A 16,049-nucleotide genomic window follows, 5' to 3' on the forward strand; every position below is an offset into this window, starting at 1 on the left:
AAACCGAAAATTACCAAAGGCACGTATAATGGTAGGGGTAACTAGTTGTGTGTTAATTAATTTAATTGTATTTTTGCACACCTTTTTTCGCAAGCATATCAAGAGAAATTAGGGGAGTTAAAATCATAATAATAATAGCTTTCATACTTATTGCTTAATTCTTGATAAGGTTATGAAATACAAATTTTAAATCAGCAAATGGCTGAAGAAAAAACAACTGCTGAAGTAGAAGAAACTACAGAAGCTACTACACAAAAAGCTGCTACGGAAACCCCAAAGCAGGACCCACAAGAGTTTTTAGAAAATTTTGATTGGGAAAAGTACGAGCAAGGAATCGAAAGAGTCGATGATTCCAAGCTTAAGGAATTCGAAGAATTGGTTGCCGAAAATTTCGTTGATACTGCCGATGAGGAAGTAGTCGAAGGTACGGTAGTTTATTTAACGGACAGAGAGGCAATTATTGATATAAATGCTAAGTCTGAAGGTGTTATTTCATTGAACGAGTTTCGTTACAACCCAAATTTGAAGGTTGGCGATAAAGTAGAGGTTCTAATTGATATTCGCGAAGATAAGAGCGGTCAGTTAGTGTTGTCTCATAGAAAAGCTCGTACCATTATGGCTTGGGATCGTGTAAACGCTGCCCATGACAAAGAAGAAATCGTATCTGGTTTTGTTAAATGTAGAACCAAAGGAGGTATGATCGTTGATGTTTTCGGAATAGAGGCTTTCTTGCCAGGTTCTCAGATCGACGTGAAGCCAATTCGTGACTATGATCAGTATGTGAACAAGACAATGGAATTTAAGGTGGTGAAAATCAACCATGAATTTAAAAACGTTGTCGTATCTCACAAAGCATTGATCGAAGCGGATATCGAAGAGCAGAAAAAAGAGATCATTAGCCAGTTGGAGAAAGGGCAAGTATTGGAAGGTGTTGTTAAGAACATTACTTCTTACGGTGTCTTTATCGACCTTGGTGGTGTTGATGGTCTTGTACATATTACCGACCTTTCTTGGAGCAGGATCAACCACCCGAACGAGGTTGTTGAACTAGACCAAAAACTGAATGTTGTAATTCTTGATTTTGACGAAAATAAATCTAGAATTCAATTAGGTCTTAAACAATTGGAGAAACATCCTTGGGAAGCACTAAGCGATGATATCAAAGTAGGTGACAAGGTAAAAGGTAAAGTAGTCGTTATTGCTGATTACGGTGCGTTTATAGAAGTTGTTGAAGGTGTTGAAGGACTAATTCACGTTTCTGAAATGTCATGGTCTACACACTTGCGTTCTGCACAAGATTTCGTAAAAGTTGGCGATGAGGTAGAAGCAGTAGTATTGACCTTGGATAGGGAAGATCGTAAAATGTCTTTAGGTATCAAACAATTGACACCAGACCCATGGACCGATATTACTACTAAATACCCTGTTGGATCTAGACACAAAGGTATCGTTCGTAACTTTACAAACTTCGGTGTTTTTGTAGAGTTGGAAGAAGGTATCGATGGTCTTATTTATATTTCAGATCTTTCTTGGACCAAGAAAATCAAGCATCCTTCTGAATTCACCAATGTAGGTGATACACTAGAGGTTGAGGTATTGGAGTTGGATGTTGAAGGACGTAAGTTAAGCTTGGGTCACAAACAAACAACAGAAAATCCTTGGGATAAATATGAGACTGAGTTTGCTGTAGGAACCGTTCATACTGCTACTATATCAGATGTAGTGGACAAAGGTGCAACTATTGAATTTAACGAGGATATTACTGCATTTATTCCACAGCGCCACTTGGAAAAAGAAGATGGTAAAAAACTAGGAAAAGGCGATGAGGCCGAATTCAAGATCATTGAGTTCAATAAAGACTTCAAACGTGTTGTAGCTAGTCATACGGCTATCTTTAGGGAAGAAGAGCAACGTAACGTAAAAGCTGCCGCTAAAAGACAGGCCGCTGCATCTGAGGAAGCTAAGCCAACTTTAGGTGATGCCAACGATGCCTTACAAGCGTTGAAAGATAAAATGGAAGCCGATTCTAAAAAGAAATAAGGTTTTTATTTAGTATCTTGATAATACAAAAAGCCCGAACAATTATTTGTTCGGGCTTTTTTTGTGACCTAATAACAATAAATAATTGTCTTCTATAGATAATTATATCTTTAATTGATCTTCCTTTTAACGAACCATACGTCTTCAAGGCTCAGGTTAAGGGTAAGTAAATGATACTGTTCTTTTATAACTACATTTTGGATCTTACCTCTGTTTCCAAAGCTATAGGAAAGATTTAGGAAAGAACTTCTGCCGCTGTGCAGCGGTATGCCTATACCTCCGGTAATGTTGTATCCGTCTATTTTTTTATTGCCGATAGACAAGTTTCCGTCGTCGTAGTTGTAACCTAGGCGATATTGGATCCTGTCTTTATACTTGTAGCTTGTCGCATTTTTTTGGTACTCCAATCCTATGGCGTACACATTTTGATCCACATAATGGCCTATTGCCTCTTCTTGGTCGGTTTCTGACCAATAGTTTTTCTTGTAATCGGCACTTATGGTCCAAGAATTAAATACAGTGGCTCCTATTCCCAGACCAACTTCCAAGGGCAAGGTGAAATCGTCAACAGACTCAACGGTTTCATCCTCTACGGTTACTTCGGCGCCATCCAGTGTTTTTATCACGTTTCTGGTTACCTTGCCGCTTAAGCTGGTTGGAAATTGAATGGTACTACCAATGGTAATCTTGTCCGAGAGGTCAAACTGCAAACCTGTAGATACCCTAAAACCTGAATAATTGGTTTTTTCGCTGGATTCAAAGTAGCTGCCCGAGACATAAAAACTTTCATTTTCTTCGATATTGCCAAAAAGAAAGGATCCAGAAATACCAAACCTGATATTATCGTTTATTTGGTACCCTAGGTTCATTTTAAGGTCGCTAAGCCCCCCCAGGCCACTAATGGTGCTTTCAAAAGTATCTGTAGAGCCTTCTATATTTGTCTCTATCCCAACAACGGAATACCCGACCTCGCTATAGGGGACCAAACTTACACCTGCTCCGAATCCTTGCCCTATAGGGAAGGCGAACGCAAGATTCGAGAAGTTAAAGTTTGTCTTTTTTTCAGAATCGTAATTGTTTGAATATTCGTTGAATTGGCCTTTCAGTCCCACGTCGTACAAAAATGAATTTCTTGGAACCAATGAAAATGTGGCCGGATTTAAATTATTGATACTTCCAATATTTTTTAGACCTATACCACTATAGCCCAACCCGTTTGATTTGCCGATACTTGCTTGGTTTACGATACCAAGCCCGTATAGTGAGTATGGAGAACTGGTAAGGGCCTCAGACTGTGAATAGGCCGTGGTACCTGCCACGACGGTAAGTGTAAAAAGTATTCTTGTAAGGTTAATCTTCATCATATATGGCATAAGTAATTTCTAAAACAGTTTCAAATGAGTCTTTACTATTTCCTTGAAGGATAAATCGATTGACCTCAGATATATAGTCACTTGGAAATAGAATTAGGGATTCGTTCGTTTCCGGGCTCTCAGTTAAAATTTCTTCTATATAAGTACTTAAAGGAATTTCATAGTAAATCTCGTTAAACTCTTGATTGTCTGTGTTTAATGTGGCGGATACCACGGTTGCACCGTCAATTGTCAGTTGTTCGGTCAAGGCATTGTTCTGGTCAACTTTGAAAACCGATAGATTGTCGCTTAGCATTAGATTATCGTTGTAAGATTGCTCTGCGGGCTTAATTTTTAAGACGGCATCCAGTATGGTTCCCGATCCGTTTATGTCATAAAGCCGTTTGATATAAGGGAATGAAATTTTCATGGCTATGCCAACCCCGGACTGAATAAAGCTTAAGTCGCCAGAATCTTCACTTTTAAGGTCTATCTCCTTATCTGTAAGGGTCTGTAGGGGTTCTATGGGGTTTTGGGCCGTAATACTGAGAAAGAACGGGGTAGGGCTGTCCAGCATATTTATCTGTAGATCTGTATAAGATTGTACACGTTCGTCCGATTCGGGTATGCTATGGTATAACCGTATATAGGTAGATGCGGTATCATAAGAGTAACCTAGTATAGATCCATCATCGCTATCGTCAGGTATAAAGGCAAGACCTTTAAGGGCATTTGTAAATTCATCGTCGTTGACGATTAATTGGTCTTGAAGATTTTCGAATATTTCAATACCAAAAGAATCCGATAGTTTAATTTCTAACGAATCTGCTGTAATAGGTCTTGGGGTAAAGCTAATTGATCCTAAATCGGTATCGTCGTATGCCACCGTACTTGTATTGTAAAAATAATCTTCTCCATTATCTGGTTTAAGATCTTGTGTAATTCGCCTAATTTTAATATTGTTTGTAAGCAGTGTGTCATTATAGTAATATGAGTCCGGTTTTAGGTAGAGTACAATACTGTCGAATTCAGAGTCGGTATCAATAGTATAAGAAGTTGGGAGCACCTGTGCGTAACTAGAAGCTTTAACGGTACCAAAAACAGGGTCGTTATATTGCCCTATCAACATTCTGGAAGCAGATGAAGTTGCCAAACTGTCAAACTTCATGGTCGATGTTGATACGGTGACGGTATCAATTTCATAAACACGGATATTGCTGTTGGTAAAAGCTTCTCCGGCCTCAAAGTCCGATGAGTTTAAACTGTCGTCGGTACAAGATTGAAAAGATGCTAGTACCAAAAAAAACAAGAAAGGCATGGATCGCCATGCGTATTTTTTCGTCAAGGTCATATAATCGATAATTAATTGTTTCGCGAAGCTACATACTACATATAGGCTTAGAAATAGGAATAGACGAACCAGTTTTCTTAAGGGATGAAGAGGGGTATTGTCACGATAAAATCAATATCGATATTGATAGATTAAAATGCCCTGTTCGTATGTTAAATCATACTGTAGATATATTCTATTTTCTGTAGGGGAGACAAGATTCTAGATTTGTCTATCTAATAATTTCATGAATTTTTCTAAAAATGATACAAACGATTTTAAAGTATAGAGCAGCGGTATTATTAAGTATGGTTATGGTAATGACCTATAGTTGTTCTAGTGATGATGACGAGGATTTGGGAAACTGGATAGATAGTTCCGTTTTTGATGGTAGCGCCAGAAGTAGTGTTGCCTATTTCACTATAGGCTCCACTGGTTACATGGGGTTAGGTTATGATGGTGATGACTATTTAAATTCTTTTTGGTCATATAATATCGATGGTGATTATTGGAGCCAGAAGGCAGATTTTCCAGGGGTAGCCCGTAATGCGGCCGTAGGTTTTCAGATTGATGGTATAGGCTATGTAGGATCTGGTTATGATGGGGTTGATGAATTGGGTGATTTTTATAAGTACGACCCAAGTACCAATACATGGAGCCAAATAGCGTCGCTTCCGGTGGTTAGAAGAAGTGCGGTGGCCTTTTCAGCGAACGGTTATGGGTATTTTGGTACGGGGTATGATGGTGAGAACGATCTGAAAGACTTTTGGAAGTATGATCCCAGTACGGACCAATGGACAGAATTAGTGGGCTTTGGTGGAAACAAAAGACGTTCGGCCACAACGTTTACGGTTAATGGAATTGTGTACATGGGGACCGGAATTTCTAACGGGGTATACCTTGATGATTTCTGGGCCTTTGATCCTTCTACGGAAACATGGACGGAGAAATTGGATTTGGATGAAGAAGATGACTATACCATTGTCAGGAGCAGTGCCTTGGGCTTTGAAATGAACGGGTACGGTTATATAGCCTGTGGAGAATCTAGCGGTGCACTTACCAGTGTATGGAAATATGACCCCACCACAGATGAGTGGGAACAAAAAACCCCTTTTGAAGGGGCCGCAAGACAAGATGGCGTTGTGTTTTCAAATTCAACTCGGGCATTTATAGGTATGGGAAGAACAGGGTCTCTTTATTTGGACGACCTAAAAGAGTTCTTTCCGATGGACGAGTATGATGACGAAGATTAAGAAAGCTTTATTTAGTGCATTGGTTGTTGATTAAAGGGGAAGGATCAAGCAGTTTTGCTTGATCCTTTTTAAAAGTTTAAGATTATGAAGGGTTTTTTAACTTTTGTTATAGGAATATGTATTGTGGGTATAGTGTACTTTGCCTTGAACAATGATAAAAAGGACCAAGTGAGAAAAACACCTCATTATTTGTACAGTGAAGTAATAGATCAAGAAGCCGGTTACGGCTATCGTATTTTTAACGGTGAGAAATTGATCATACAACAAGAAACAATACCTGGTTTTGTTGGTGAAATCGCTTTTCTTACCCATGATGATGCCGACAAGGTGGCAAAATGTGTAATGGGCAAATTGTTAAAAGGTGCTAACCCCGCCGTTACTCTTGAGGAGCTTAAAGCATTGGGCATAGAGATGGGTAGCAACAAATCGTCGAATGTTGTTGAATAGGTCTACCTATACCAATCTATTCGTCCATATAATCGTTTGGATTTTATTTTATAGTATTTTAAGCTACCCTTTTCTTTCCGAAGGGGGGTCTTTCCCCTTGTTCATGTTACCCAGAATGGTTTCTATAATTCTGCTTTTTTATATAAACTATTTTTATTTTGTACCTAGATTTTTACTTAACAAAGGAGTTCTTTTTTATTTGGTTCTCTCTTTGCTCTGTATCACATTAGTGGTATTGTTTGAAAATATTCTATTGTCTCAACCTCCTCCATTAATCAATGGGCCTATGGGGCTGAACGGGAATGGAGTAAGGTATAGGCCTTTTTCTTCTTCTGGTTCCAGGGCTGTTGAGCTTATAGATATGCCAAGGGGAGATTTTAGGTTTAGACCTTTCTTTGCCTCTTTTGTGCGTTTGGGTATCCCGTATTCCATTAGTTCTATATTACGTATTTATTTAGAATGGAAGAAAAATAATAATCTGCGCGAAGAGATAGAAAAAGAGAATATAAAATCAGAACTACAACTTTTAAAAAATCAACTGGATCCGCATTTTTTGTTTAACTCCCTAAATACCATTTATGCCCTTTCGGTAAAAAAATCGTTGGATACCTCCCAGGCCGTAGTTAATCTATCGGAACTGATGCGGTATATGATCTATGAAGCGGATAAGGACATGGTTCCTTTAACAAAAGAATTGGATTATATAAAAAGCTATGTGCAATTGCAGCTTTTAAGGTTGTCAGATAGTGAAAATGTAACCCTTAAGATATCTGGAGAAGATAAGGGTAGGGCCATACCGCCACTAATATTTATTTCGTTTATAGAAAATGCATTCAAGTACGGAACCGATTACAATGGTAAAACCTCTATTAGAATAGAACTATGTATTAGTAATGAGTCTATTCGCTTTTTTATAGATAATAAGATCGGGGTGATAAGGAAATCTGCAAAAAGCTCTGGAATTGGTCTTGAAAACGTAAGAAACAGATTAAATCTTTTATACCCGAACATGCATACTCTACGTGTCTTTAACAACGGTATCAATTATAGGGTAGAATTGGAATTAAAAAATTTAAAAAGCGCATGATGAAGTGTATATTTATAGATGATGAACCTTTGGCAATAGAAATATTGGTAGACTATTGCTCTAAGTTAGATTTTATAGAGGTTGTAGGTACCTATAGCAACCCTTTGGATGCCATTACCGAAATCCGCAAAAAAAGTGTAGATCTTATTTTTTGCGATATTGAGATGCCCCAAATAAATGGTATAGACTTTATAAATTCATTGGACAATAGACCTTTGTTTATATTCACCACCGCCTATTCGCAATATGCAGTTGAGGGCTTTAACCTTAATGCCATAGATTATTTGGTGAAGCCTATTCCTTATCACAGGTTTATCAGGGCCATAGCTAGGGCACAAGAACTAATATCCAACAAGAATGCGCCTACTACCGGAAATGTGTTTTCTAGTCATGGCGATACCAATGAGTCTCAAAAGTTTGTTTTTGTAAAATCGGAATACGAAAGTGTTAAGATTAATTTGGACTCCATAGAATATATACAAGGACTAAAAGATTATCTTAAAATTCATGTTCAGGATACCAACAAGGCAATTTTGACATTGATGAGTTTTAGGGAGCTAATGGGCAAATTACCACCGAACCAATTTTTACGGGTACATAAGTCTTATGTGGTGAACGTGAACCACATAAAAAAGGTACAACGCAATAGAATTGTCATTAATGACTTTCGCATACCGATAGGGGAGAGCCATAAAGAGGCGTTTTTCTCCATTTTGGGTATTTAGTATCTCTGGTTTACGGTACAAATTTTTTTAAGCCTTGTAAGCTCAATATGGAGTATTTTGTTTTGAATTTCATATTTTTGTGAAGCTAAAAGCACGGATGACATACTATGGGTCAAAAAGTCTTACTCTCTTCAAAGGAAATAAATATCATCCTACATCGTTTGGCTTGTCAGCTTCTTGAAAACCACGAAGATTTTAAAAATACCGTACTTATTGGCATACAGCCTAGGGGTATCTATGTGGCACAGAGATTGGCAAAAATTCTTACGGAGGAATATAAGGTAAAGCATATCGATCTAGGTTTTCTGGATATTACCTTTTATAGGGACGATTTTAGAAGGGGAGATAAACCTTTGGAAGCGACAAAGACAAAAATCAACTTTTTGGTAGAAGACAAGAAAGTTGTTTTAATTGACGATGTACTGTATACCGGTCGCAGTATCAATGCGGCCTTAACGGCTTTACAGTCCTTTGGCCGGCCTTCAGAAGTAGAACTTTTAACGTTGATAGATAGAAGGTTTAGTCGACATTTACCAATACAACCCAATTATAGAGGGCGCCAAGTAGATGCCATTAATAATGAGAAAGTAAAAGTAATGTGGGAGGAAAACGATGGCGAGGATATAATTTATTTGATTAATAGATAAAAAATGAGCGAACTGAGTGTAAATCACTTGCTAGGAATTAAATATTTAAAAGAGTCGGATATTCAACTCATTTTTGAAACAGCAGATCATTTTAAAGAAGTTATCAATCGCTCCATTAAAAAAGTTCCTTCGTTAAGAGACATTACCATAGCCAACATATTTTTTGAAAACAGTACCCGCACCAAGCTTTCATTTGAACTAGCGGAAAAAAGACTTTCTGCAGATGTTTTAAACTTTTCTGCAAGTCAATCTTCTGTAAAAAAGGGAGAAACACTAATAGACACGGTGAACAACATTCTCTCTATGAAAGTAGATATGGTGGTGATGAGACATCCCAATCCGGGGGCGGGAATATTTCTGTCAAAACATGTGAAGGCTTCTATTGTAAATGCCGGCGATGGGGCACATGAACACCCTACACAGGCATTGTTGGATTCTTATTCAATAAGAGAAAAATTAGGGGATGTGGCAGGTAAAAATGTGGTCATAGTAGGTGATATATTACATTCAAGAGTTGCTCTTTCCAATATTTTCGCCTTAAAATTACAGGGGGCTAACGTAAAGGTTTGCGGCCCTAAAACATTAATTCCTAAATACATAGAGTCTTTAGGGGTGCAGGTGGAAATGAATTTAAGAAAGGCATTGGAATGGTGCGATGTGGCAAATATGCTACGCATACAGAATGAACGGTTGGATATTAGTTATTTTCCGACCACAAGAGAGTATACACAACAATTTGGAGTAAATAAAGCCCTTTTGGATAGTCTGGCCAAAGAAATAGTGATCATGCACCCTGGGCCTATAAACAGAGGCGTAGAAATTACGAGCGATGTGGCCGATTCAAAACAATCCATTATTTTGAACCAGGTAGAGAACGGAGTGGCAATTCGTATGGCTGTAATTTATTTATTAGCTTCAAAGATTAAACAGTAAGAAGATGATTTTTGATAAACAAGGAACCACTACCATTGTAGACCAAGAAAAAAAAGTCATTACTACTTTTCTTAAAAATTTGGAAGACCGTTATTCAGAGGTTAAAAATGACAATTTGATTCTAAATCTTTTTTCCTTTGAAAAATTATCTGCGGGCGATGTGCTGGAATTTCTTCAAATTTCCAATAAGCATAAAAATTCGGGAAAATCGTTCGTAATAGTTACCGATAAGGTAAGTTATGATGAAGTTCCGGAAGAAATTATGGTCGTACCTACGCTACAAGAGGCCAAAGACATAGTTGAAATGGAAGAAATAGAAAGGGACCTCGGCTTGTGAAATTAACGATACTTGGTTGTTATGCGGCCACTCCACGAACCTTAACGAACCCGACATCACAAGTATTGGAAATCAAAAACCATATGTTTTTGATAGATTGCGGAGAGGGTACACAAGTACAGTTGCGCAAGCATAAGATCAAGTTTTCGAGAATAAACCATATATTTATTTCGCACCTGCACGGAGACCATTTTTTTGGCCTTCCCGGTCTTGTTTCGACCTTTAGGTTACTGGGAAGGGATAAGGAAATGCACATATACGGCCCCAAAGGAATAAAGGAGGCCGTAACCCTTTTGCTAAAACTAGGAGATTCTTGGACCAATTATCAGCTCTACTTTCATGAATTAACATCGGCCGAAAAAGAATTGATTTATGAAGATGAAAAAGTAACCGTCGAGACCATACCATTGAACCATAGGGTCTATACCAATGGTTTTTTGTTCAAAGAAAAGTTGGGCGAACGCAAGCTAAATGTTGATGCGGTAAAATATCATGAAATAGACAAGGCCTACTTTCAGAACATAAAAAAAGGGAAAGATGTGGTTACGGAAATGGGAGAGATAATAGCAAATGCTGAGCTTAGTTTTGATCCCGTTAAACCAAGGTCTTATGCGTTTTGCAGTGATACGGCTTTTAAGCCGGATATTATTGCCCAAATAAAAGAAGTGGACGTCCTGTACCACGAATCTACCTTCTTGGAATCGGAAAAACATCTGGCCGAAAAGACAAAGCATGCTACGGCAAAGGAAGCCGCGGAAATAGCAAAAAAAGCAAACGCCGGTACTTTGATATTGGGTCACTATTCTACACGCTACAAATCAATATCCTTGTTTAAGGAGCAGGCAGAAGAAATTTTCGACAACGTACTTTTGGCCGATGACGGCAAGTGTTTTGAATTTTAGCTTTGTTTCAATTTAGATAGATAAAATAATCTTTGGTCCGCCGAACAAAAGAGCAAGTCTTGCTTTAAAAAATGAGATCTTTTCAAGATCTTTGAGTATATTGTTTTTTTAAGTTTTAATGATGCAGAAAGATCTAGGGGATTACAGAAAATCATATGAAAAAAGTGCGTTGATGGAAAATAGTATTTCCGACAACCCAATGCAACTTTTTCAGACTTGGTTTTATGAGGTGGAACAATCTAATGGAGTGGATGAGCCCAACGCAATGACGGTTTCTACGATTGGTTTAGACGGTTTTCCAAAAAGCAGGGTAGTGTTGTTAAAGAAATATACCCACGAGGGATTTATTTTTTACACGAACTATAAAAGTGAAAAGGGAAGGGCTATTTCCAATAACCCGAATGTTTGCGTGTCTTTTTTTTGGCCCAATTTGGAAAGGCAGGTAATTATCAAGGGAAAAGCGGAAAAAATAGCCGAAAACCTTTCCGATGGGTATTTTGAATCAAGACCCCATGGCAGTAAGCTTGGTGCCTTGGTTTCTAATCAAAGTAGTGTTATTGCCTCCAGGGACGAACTGGAAGATGAATTAACAAGATTAGAGAAAGAATATGACGGAAAAGAAGTGCAAAGGCCAAAACATTGGGGAGGGTATATAGTAAAACCTATTTCGATGGAGTTTTGGCAAGGAAGACCCAATAGACTGCACGATAGAATCCGTTACAGGTTGGAAAATGGTTTAGATTGGGTAGTGGAGCGTTTGGCACCGTAAAACTGGATAGGTATGAAAAATTTATTGTTTATGCGCCACGGGAAATCTTCTTGGGAACTCAATGTCGGCGACCAAGATAGGGCCTTGCAACAAAGGGGTGTATTGGATGCCCATCTGGTGGGCGCTAAATTAGCGGAAGAGGATCTGGCTATCGATTTTGTGTTTTCGAGCCCGGCGAATAGGGCGTTTCATACGGCAATAATTTGTCTTAGGAGTTTAAAATATCCTTTGGATAAATTAAAGATCGTTCCAGATTTGTATGACTTTTCGGGTAATAAAGTATTGGGATTTATAAAAAGCCTAAACGATGATTTTGATACCGTGTTACTGTTTGGCCATAACCACGCATTTACCTATTTGGTAAATTCTTTGGGAGACAGACACATAGATAATCTTCCCACGAGCGGTTTTGCACATATACAGTTCAGTGAAGGGTCATGGAAAGATATTTCACAAGGCTCTACAATTAAAACAATATTTCCAAAGCAGTTAAAATAAAATATGGTGAAGTATAATAATCAGTACGTAAATAGAGAAATAAGTTGGTTGTGGTTCAATGAGCGTGTGTTGCAAGAGAGTGCCGATACCAAGGTGCCCTTAATAGAAAGGTTGAGGTTTTTGGGTATTTTCTCTAATAACTTGGATGAATTTTTTAAAGTACGTTATGCTACCGTAAAAAGAATCGTAGAAGCCGGAAAAACTGGCAAAAGTGTTTTGGGAGGGGAAAAGGCCAAAGATCTGTTAGAGGAAATTACAGAAATCGTTATTAATCAACAGGCCAAAAGTTTGGTCATTTTAAAGCGGATAGAGGAAGAGCTGGAAAACCAGAATATTTTTATTATCAAGGAGACCGAACTTAATGATAATCAGAAGGAATTTGTTAAGCGATATTTTCTTCAGAATGTGAGTCCGCAGTTAATGACGATAATCCTTAACGACCTTACCCGTTTTCCGACCCTAAAGGATACAGCGGCTTATTTGGCCATTAAGATGATCATTAAAAGCGATAAGGCTAAAAAAGAAAAAAGATTTGCGCTGATAGAAATTCCAAAAGGCATCGATCGTTTTGTGGTGTTGCCTAAAGAGGGGGACAAAGATTATATTATAATTCTCGATGATGTGATCAGGTATTGTCTGGATAGTATTTTTACCATGTTCGAATACGAGTCCATCTCTGCGCATATGATAAAGATTACCAGAGATGCGGAATTGGACATTGACAATGATTTGAGCAAAAGTTTTATCGAAAAAATTTCTTCTAGTGTAGAGCACAGAAAGATCAGTGATCCCGTACGTTTTGTGTACGATAAGAGTATAGGTAAAGATACCCTCGCATTTTTAAAGGAGAAGATGAACATTGAGGAGACCGATAGTGTAATACCTGGAGGAAGATATCATAACAAAAGGGATTATATGGGCTTTCCAAGTCTTAACAGAAAAGATTTATTGTATGATAGAATTACCCCATTACCTGTTAAGGGATTAAGTATCGAAGGTAGTATTCTTGAAAGTATCGCTAAAAAAGATTATTTGCAATATACTCCATACCACACCTTTACATACATTTTAAAATTTCTGAGAGAAGCCGCTTTGGATCCAAAGGTGCGCACTATTAAAATTACGGTATATAGGTTGGCAAATAATTCTCAGGTGGCGGCATCTTTGATAAACGCCGTAAAGAATGGGAAGCAGGTGACCGTTCAGATAGAACTACAGGCGCGTTTTGATGAGCAGGCGAATATTGAATATGCCGAGCAATTACAGGCAGAAGGAGTTAAATTGATTTTTGGGGTGCCGGGGTTAAAGGTTCATAGCAAAATTTGTTTGATAGAGAGGGAGGAAGAGCAAGGTCTTAAAAGATATGGTTTTATTAGTACCGGTAACTTTAATGAGGACACGGCCAGAATATATACCGATTACACCTTGTTTACGGCACACGAAGCAATTTTAAAAGAGCTGAACAAAGTATTCGATTTTTTTGAGACTACGTATAAAATTAATAAGTACAAGCACCTTATCGTGTCTCCACACTATACCAAGAGTATTTTTTCTAAGCTGATAGATAATGAAATTAAAAATGCCATTGCTGGAAAAGAAGCCTATATAAAGATAAAAATGAACAGTTTTACCTCTTATAAAATGGTAGATAAACTGTACAAGGCCAGTAGGGCAGGTGTTAAGATCCAATTGATCATTCGAGGTATCTGTTGTCTTGTGCCGGGTGTAAAAGGTATGAGCGAGAACATTGAGGCTATTAGTGTGGTAGATAAGTTTTTAGAACATACCCGACTATTCGTATTTGCCAACGGGGGTGATCCTAAAGTATATATCTCATCGGCCGATTGGATGACCAGGAATCTTGATTATAGGGTAGAAGTAGGTTGCCCAATTTATGATGAGGATATTAAACAAGAGCTTATGGACACTTTTGAAATCTGTTGGAGAGATAACCTAAAAGCACGTGTATTCACAGAAAAACAAGACAACGCCTACCGTAAAACAACCGTACCAGAATGTAGGTCACAGTTTGAGACATATGATTATTATTTGAAAAAACTAAAATCATAGTCCGTTAACCCTATAAAAACAGAAATCAATTTTATAAAAAAACCATGGAATCTATATGCTTTTTTAAGGCAAGAATCCATGGTTTTTCTTTTTGTAAATGTATGGTAAGGCAATAAAACTAACCGTGTACTTTTTCCGATTTGCTCAGGTTTTCCATGATTTTTGCTTCATACGTAAGTAGGTCTTGCCATTTTTTGTCCACTTCTTCACGGTCGCCGTATTGTCTGGCGAATTTTAAGAACATAGTGTAATGGCCAGCCTCGCTGATCATTAGTTTATGGTAAAACTCAGCCAATTTTTTATCCGTTAGCTCTTCTGAGAGCAACCTAAAACGTTCGCAACTTCTGGCTTCTATAAGGGCTGCGTACAAGAGCCTATGAACCAGTTGGGTTGTTCTGCTACCTCCTTTTGGAAAAAATTTCACGAGCTCCAATACATATTCGTCCTTGCGATCACGGCCCAATTTATTGCCACGGGCAATAATTAGGTCGTGCACCATTTTAAAATGCCCCATTTCTTCTCGAGAAAGTGCTATCATTTCTTCAACAAGTTCTGTGTATTCTGGAAATGAGACAATCAGTGAAATAGCAGTACTTGCCGCCTTTTGTTCACAATAGGCATGGTCGGTGAGTATTTCATCAATGTTCTTTTCTACGATATTTACCCATCTAGGGTCTGTTGGCAGTTTTAGGCCTAGCATCATTATTACAACTTTTGTTTTTTAACTCTCGTTTAAAGTTGTAAAAATAAGGCTTTGTGGGTTTTAATAATTATTTTTGGAAAGGAGATTATATAATAGATACCCAAATGCAGGTTAGCGAACAGATCAAAGGGGCCTTGGTGTCCCAATCAAATGCGGATGCCATATTATGGTTAGATGAGAAAACTTCAAAATTGGAAACGGATAAGAACGTAAGGGACCTGTACATGTCTTACAGTTTGTTGGCATCCAAATTCGATAAAAACATACCGTTAAAATTTAAGGGGGAGGTAAGTGGGGCGTTGTCCTATTTAGATTCCCATAATGCAAATTTACTAGAGGCTGCCAGAATTTATCTTCTAGCAAAAGTATTGGAGATCGATGATGAATTTTATGGTCCCAAGGTTGCTAATATTATTCAAGTTGCCGATACTACCGAACTAGAAACCTTTTTAAAGTTCTTGATGCTTTTGCCAAAACCGGAAACATATAAATCTACGGCAGTGGAGGCTCTTAGAACCAATATTTCCGTAATTTTTGATGCCATTACGTTAAACAATCCATATCCTGCGAAATATTTTAACGACCAGCAATGGAACCAAATGTATTTAAAGGCGGCCTTTATGGAAAGGGATCTTTCGCAGATTCAATCAGTAGATGAAAGGGCCAATGCCGATCTGGCGCGTATTATATCTGATTATGCACATGAAAGATGGGCGGCTTCAAGAAAAATAGACCCTATGTTCTGGAGACCGGTATCTAGGTTTTTGAACCAAACCCTGTTAAATGACATGCGACGTTTATTGGGTAGCGAAGATCTGTATGAGAACAGGGCGGGAGCCTTGAGCTGTTATTACTCGGAAAATAAAGAAGCACTAAATTTATTGGAGGGACACGAAGATTTAAAGAAAGAAATAGAAATAAACAAGTTAACTTGGAATACCTTAAAGAATTAAACA

16 protein-coding genes are annotated in these 16,049 nt (G+C 38.0%); 13 read left to right on the forward strand and 3 right to left on the reverse strand.

Annotated features, from left to right (window positions below; translation table 11 throughout):
• The first annotated feature begins 198 nt into the window (after nt 1–198).
• The gene (gene rpsA, locus AB657_RS01020) at nt 199–2,040 is read left to right on the forward strand and encodes a 30S ribosomal protein S1 (protein WP_047244805.1); all 1,842 of its coding nucleotides are present in this window, start codon (nt 199–201) and stop codon (nt 2,038–2,040) included.
• Between the two features lie 110 nt (nt 2,041–2,150).
• Here rpsA and AB657_RS01025 read toward each other — a convergent pair whose 3' ends face one another.
• Nucleotides 2,151–3,404 carry an OmpP1/FadL family transporter gene (locus AB657_RS01025; RefSeq protein ID WP_047244806.1) on the reverse strand — a complete coding sequence of 418 codons (1,254 nt, stop codon included), beginning with the start codon at nt 3,402–3,404 and terminating at the stop codon, nt 2,151–2,153.
• Entirely contained in the window at nt 3,391–4,743 is a 1,353-nt protein-coding gene (locus tag AB657_RS01030; protein WP_232304821.1) for a DUF4270 family protein, read from the reverse strand. The genes AB657_RS01025 and AB657_RS01030 overlap by 14 nt, the downstream gene beginning before the upstream one ends.
• A 242-nt stretch (nt 4,744–4,985) precedes the next feature.
• Between AB657_RS01030 and AB657_RS01035 the strand changes: the two genes are divergently transcribed.
• The 11 genes from AB657_RS01035 to ppk1 all read left to right on the forward strand — a co-directional run bounded on the left by AB657_RS01035 (nt 4,986) and on the right by ppk1 (nt 14,390).
• Nucleotides 4,986–5,975: a Kelch repeat-containing protein gene (locus AB657_RS01035; RefSeq protein ID WP_047244808.1), complete on the forward strand. Its 990-nt coding sequence runs from the start codon at nt 4,986–4,988 to the stop codon at nt 5,973–5,975.
• Nucleotides 5,976–6,059: 84 nt separating this feature from the next.
• Nucleotides 6,060–6,422, forward strand: a complete 363-nt coding sequence (locus AB657_RS01040; RefSeq protein ID WP_047244809.1) for a DUF4907 domain-containing protein — start codon at nt 6,060–6,062, stop codon at nt 6,420–6,422.
• A 253-nt stretch (nt 6,423–6,675) separates the two neighbouring features.
• Complete coding sequence (locus tag AB657_RS01045; RefSeq protein WP_232304822.1) at nt 6,676–7,509, forward strand: sensor histidine kinase; 834 nt, start codon at nt 6,676–6,678, stop codon at nt 7,507–7,509.
• Nucleotides 7,506–8,234 carry a LytR/AlgR family response regulator transcription factor gene (locus tag AB657_RS01050; protein ID WP_316933200.1) on the forward strand — a complete coding sequence of 243 codons (729 nt, stop codon included), beginning with the start codon at nt 7,506–7,508 and terminating at the stop codon, nt 8,232–8,234. Before AB657_RS01045 ends, AB657_RS01050 begins: the two co-directional genes overlap by 4 nt.
• Before the next feature lie 107 nt (nt 8,235–8,341).
• Nucleotides 8,342–8,881: a bifunctional pyr operon transcriptional regulator/uracil phosphoribosyltransferase PyrR gene (pyrR, locus tag AB657_RS01055; RefSeq protein ID WP_047244812.1), complete on the forward strand. Its 540-nt coding sequence runs from the start codon at nt 8,342–8,344 to the stop codon at nt 8,879–8,881.
• Between the two features lie 3 nt (nt 8,882–8,884).
• A complete protein-coding gene (locus tag AB657_RS01060; protein ID WP_047244813.1) occupies nt 8,885–9,814 on the forward strand; it encodes an aspartate carbamoyltransferase catalytic subunit in 930 nt (309 codons plus the stop codon).
• A 4-nt stretch (nt 9,815–9,818) separates the two neighbouring features.
• On the forward strand, nt 9,819–10,151 hold the full coding sequence (locus tag AB657_RS01065; protein ID WP_047244814.1) for a hypothetical protein: 333 nt from the start codon (nt 9,819–9,821) through the stop codon (nt 10,149–10,151).
• Nucleotides 10,148–11,053 (forward strand): ribonuclease Z, encoded by a 906-nt coding sequence (locus AB657_RS01070; protein WP_047244815.1) that lies wholly within the window; start codon nt 10,148–10,150, stop codon nt 11,051–11,053. The genes AB657_RS01065 and AB657_RS01070 overlap by 4 nt, the downstream gene beginning before the upstream one ends.
• A 121-nt stretch (nt 11,054–11,174) precedes the next feature.
• Complete coding sequence (gene pdxH, locus AB657_RS01075) at nt 11,175–11,822, forward strand: pyridoxamine 5'-phosphate oxidase (protein WP_047247710.1); 648 nt, start codon at nt 11,175–11,177, stop codon at nt 11,820–11,822.
• Nucleotides 11,823–11,834: 12 nt separating this feature from the next.
• Entirely contained in the window at nt 11,835–12,320 is a 486-nt protein-coding gene (locus AB657_RS01080; RefSeq protein WP_047244816.1) for a SixA phosphatase family protein, read from the forward strand.
• 3 nt (nt 12,321–12,323) lie between these two features.
• Nucleotides 12,324–14,390 (forward strand): polyphosphate kinase 1, encoded by a 2,067-nt coding sequence (gene ppk1, locus AB657_RS01085; protein WP_047244817.1) that lies wholly within the window; start codon nt 12,324–12,326, stop codon nt 14,388–14,390.
• Nucleotides 14,391–14,508: 118 nt separating this feature from the next.
• Here the strand turns inward: ppk1 and miaE are convergent, their stop codons facing one another.
• Nucleotides 14,509–15,090: a tRNA-(ms[2]io[6]A)-hydroxylase gene (gene miaE, locus AB657_RS01090; protein ID WP_047247711.1), complete on the reverse strand. Its 582-nt coding sequence runs from the start codon at nt 15,088–15,090 to the stop codon at nt 14,509–14,511.
• A gap of 56 nt (nt 15,091–15,146) precedes the next feature.
• Between miaE and AB657_RS01095 the strand changes: the two genes are divergently transcribed.
• Complete coding sequence (locus AB657_RS01095; RefSeq protein WP_232304823.1) at nt 15,147–16,046, forward strand: EboA domain-containing protein; 900 nt, start codon at nt 15,147–15,149, stop codon at nt 16,044–16,046.
• Nucleotides 16,047–16,049 lie beyond the last annotated feature (3 nt).

Source organism: Maribacter thermophilus (assembly GCF_001020565.1).
Lineage (GTDB): Bacteria > Bacteroidota > Bacteroidia > Flavobacteriales > Flavobacteriaceae > Maribacter > Maribacter thermophilus.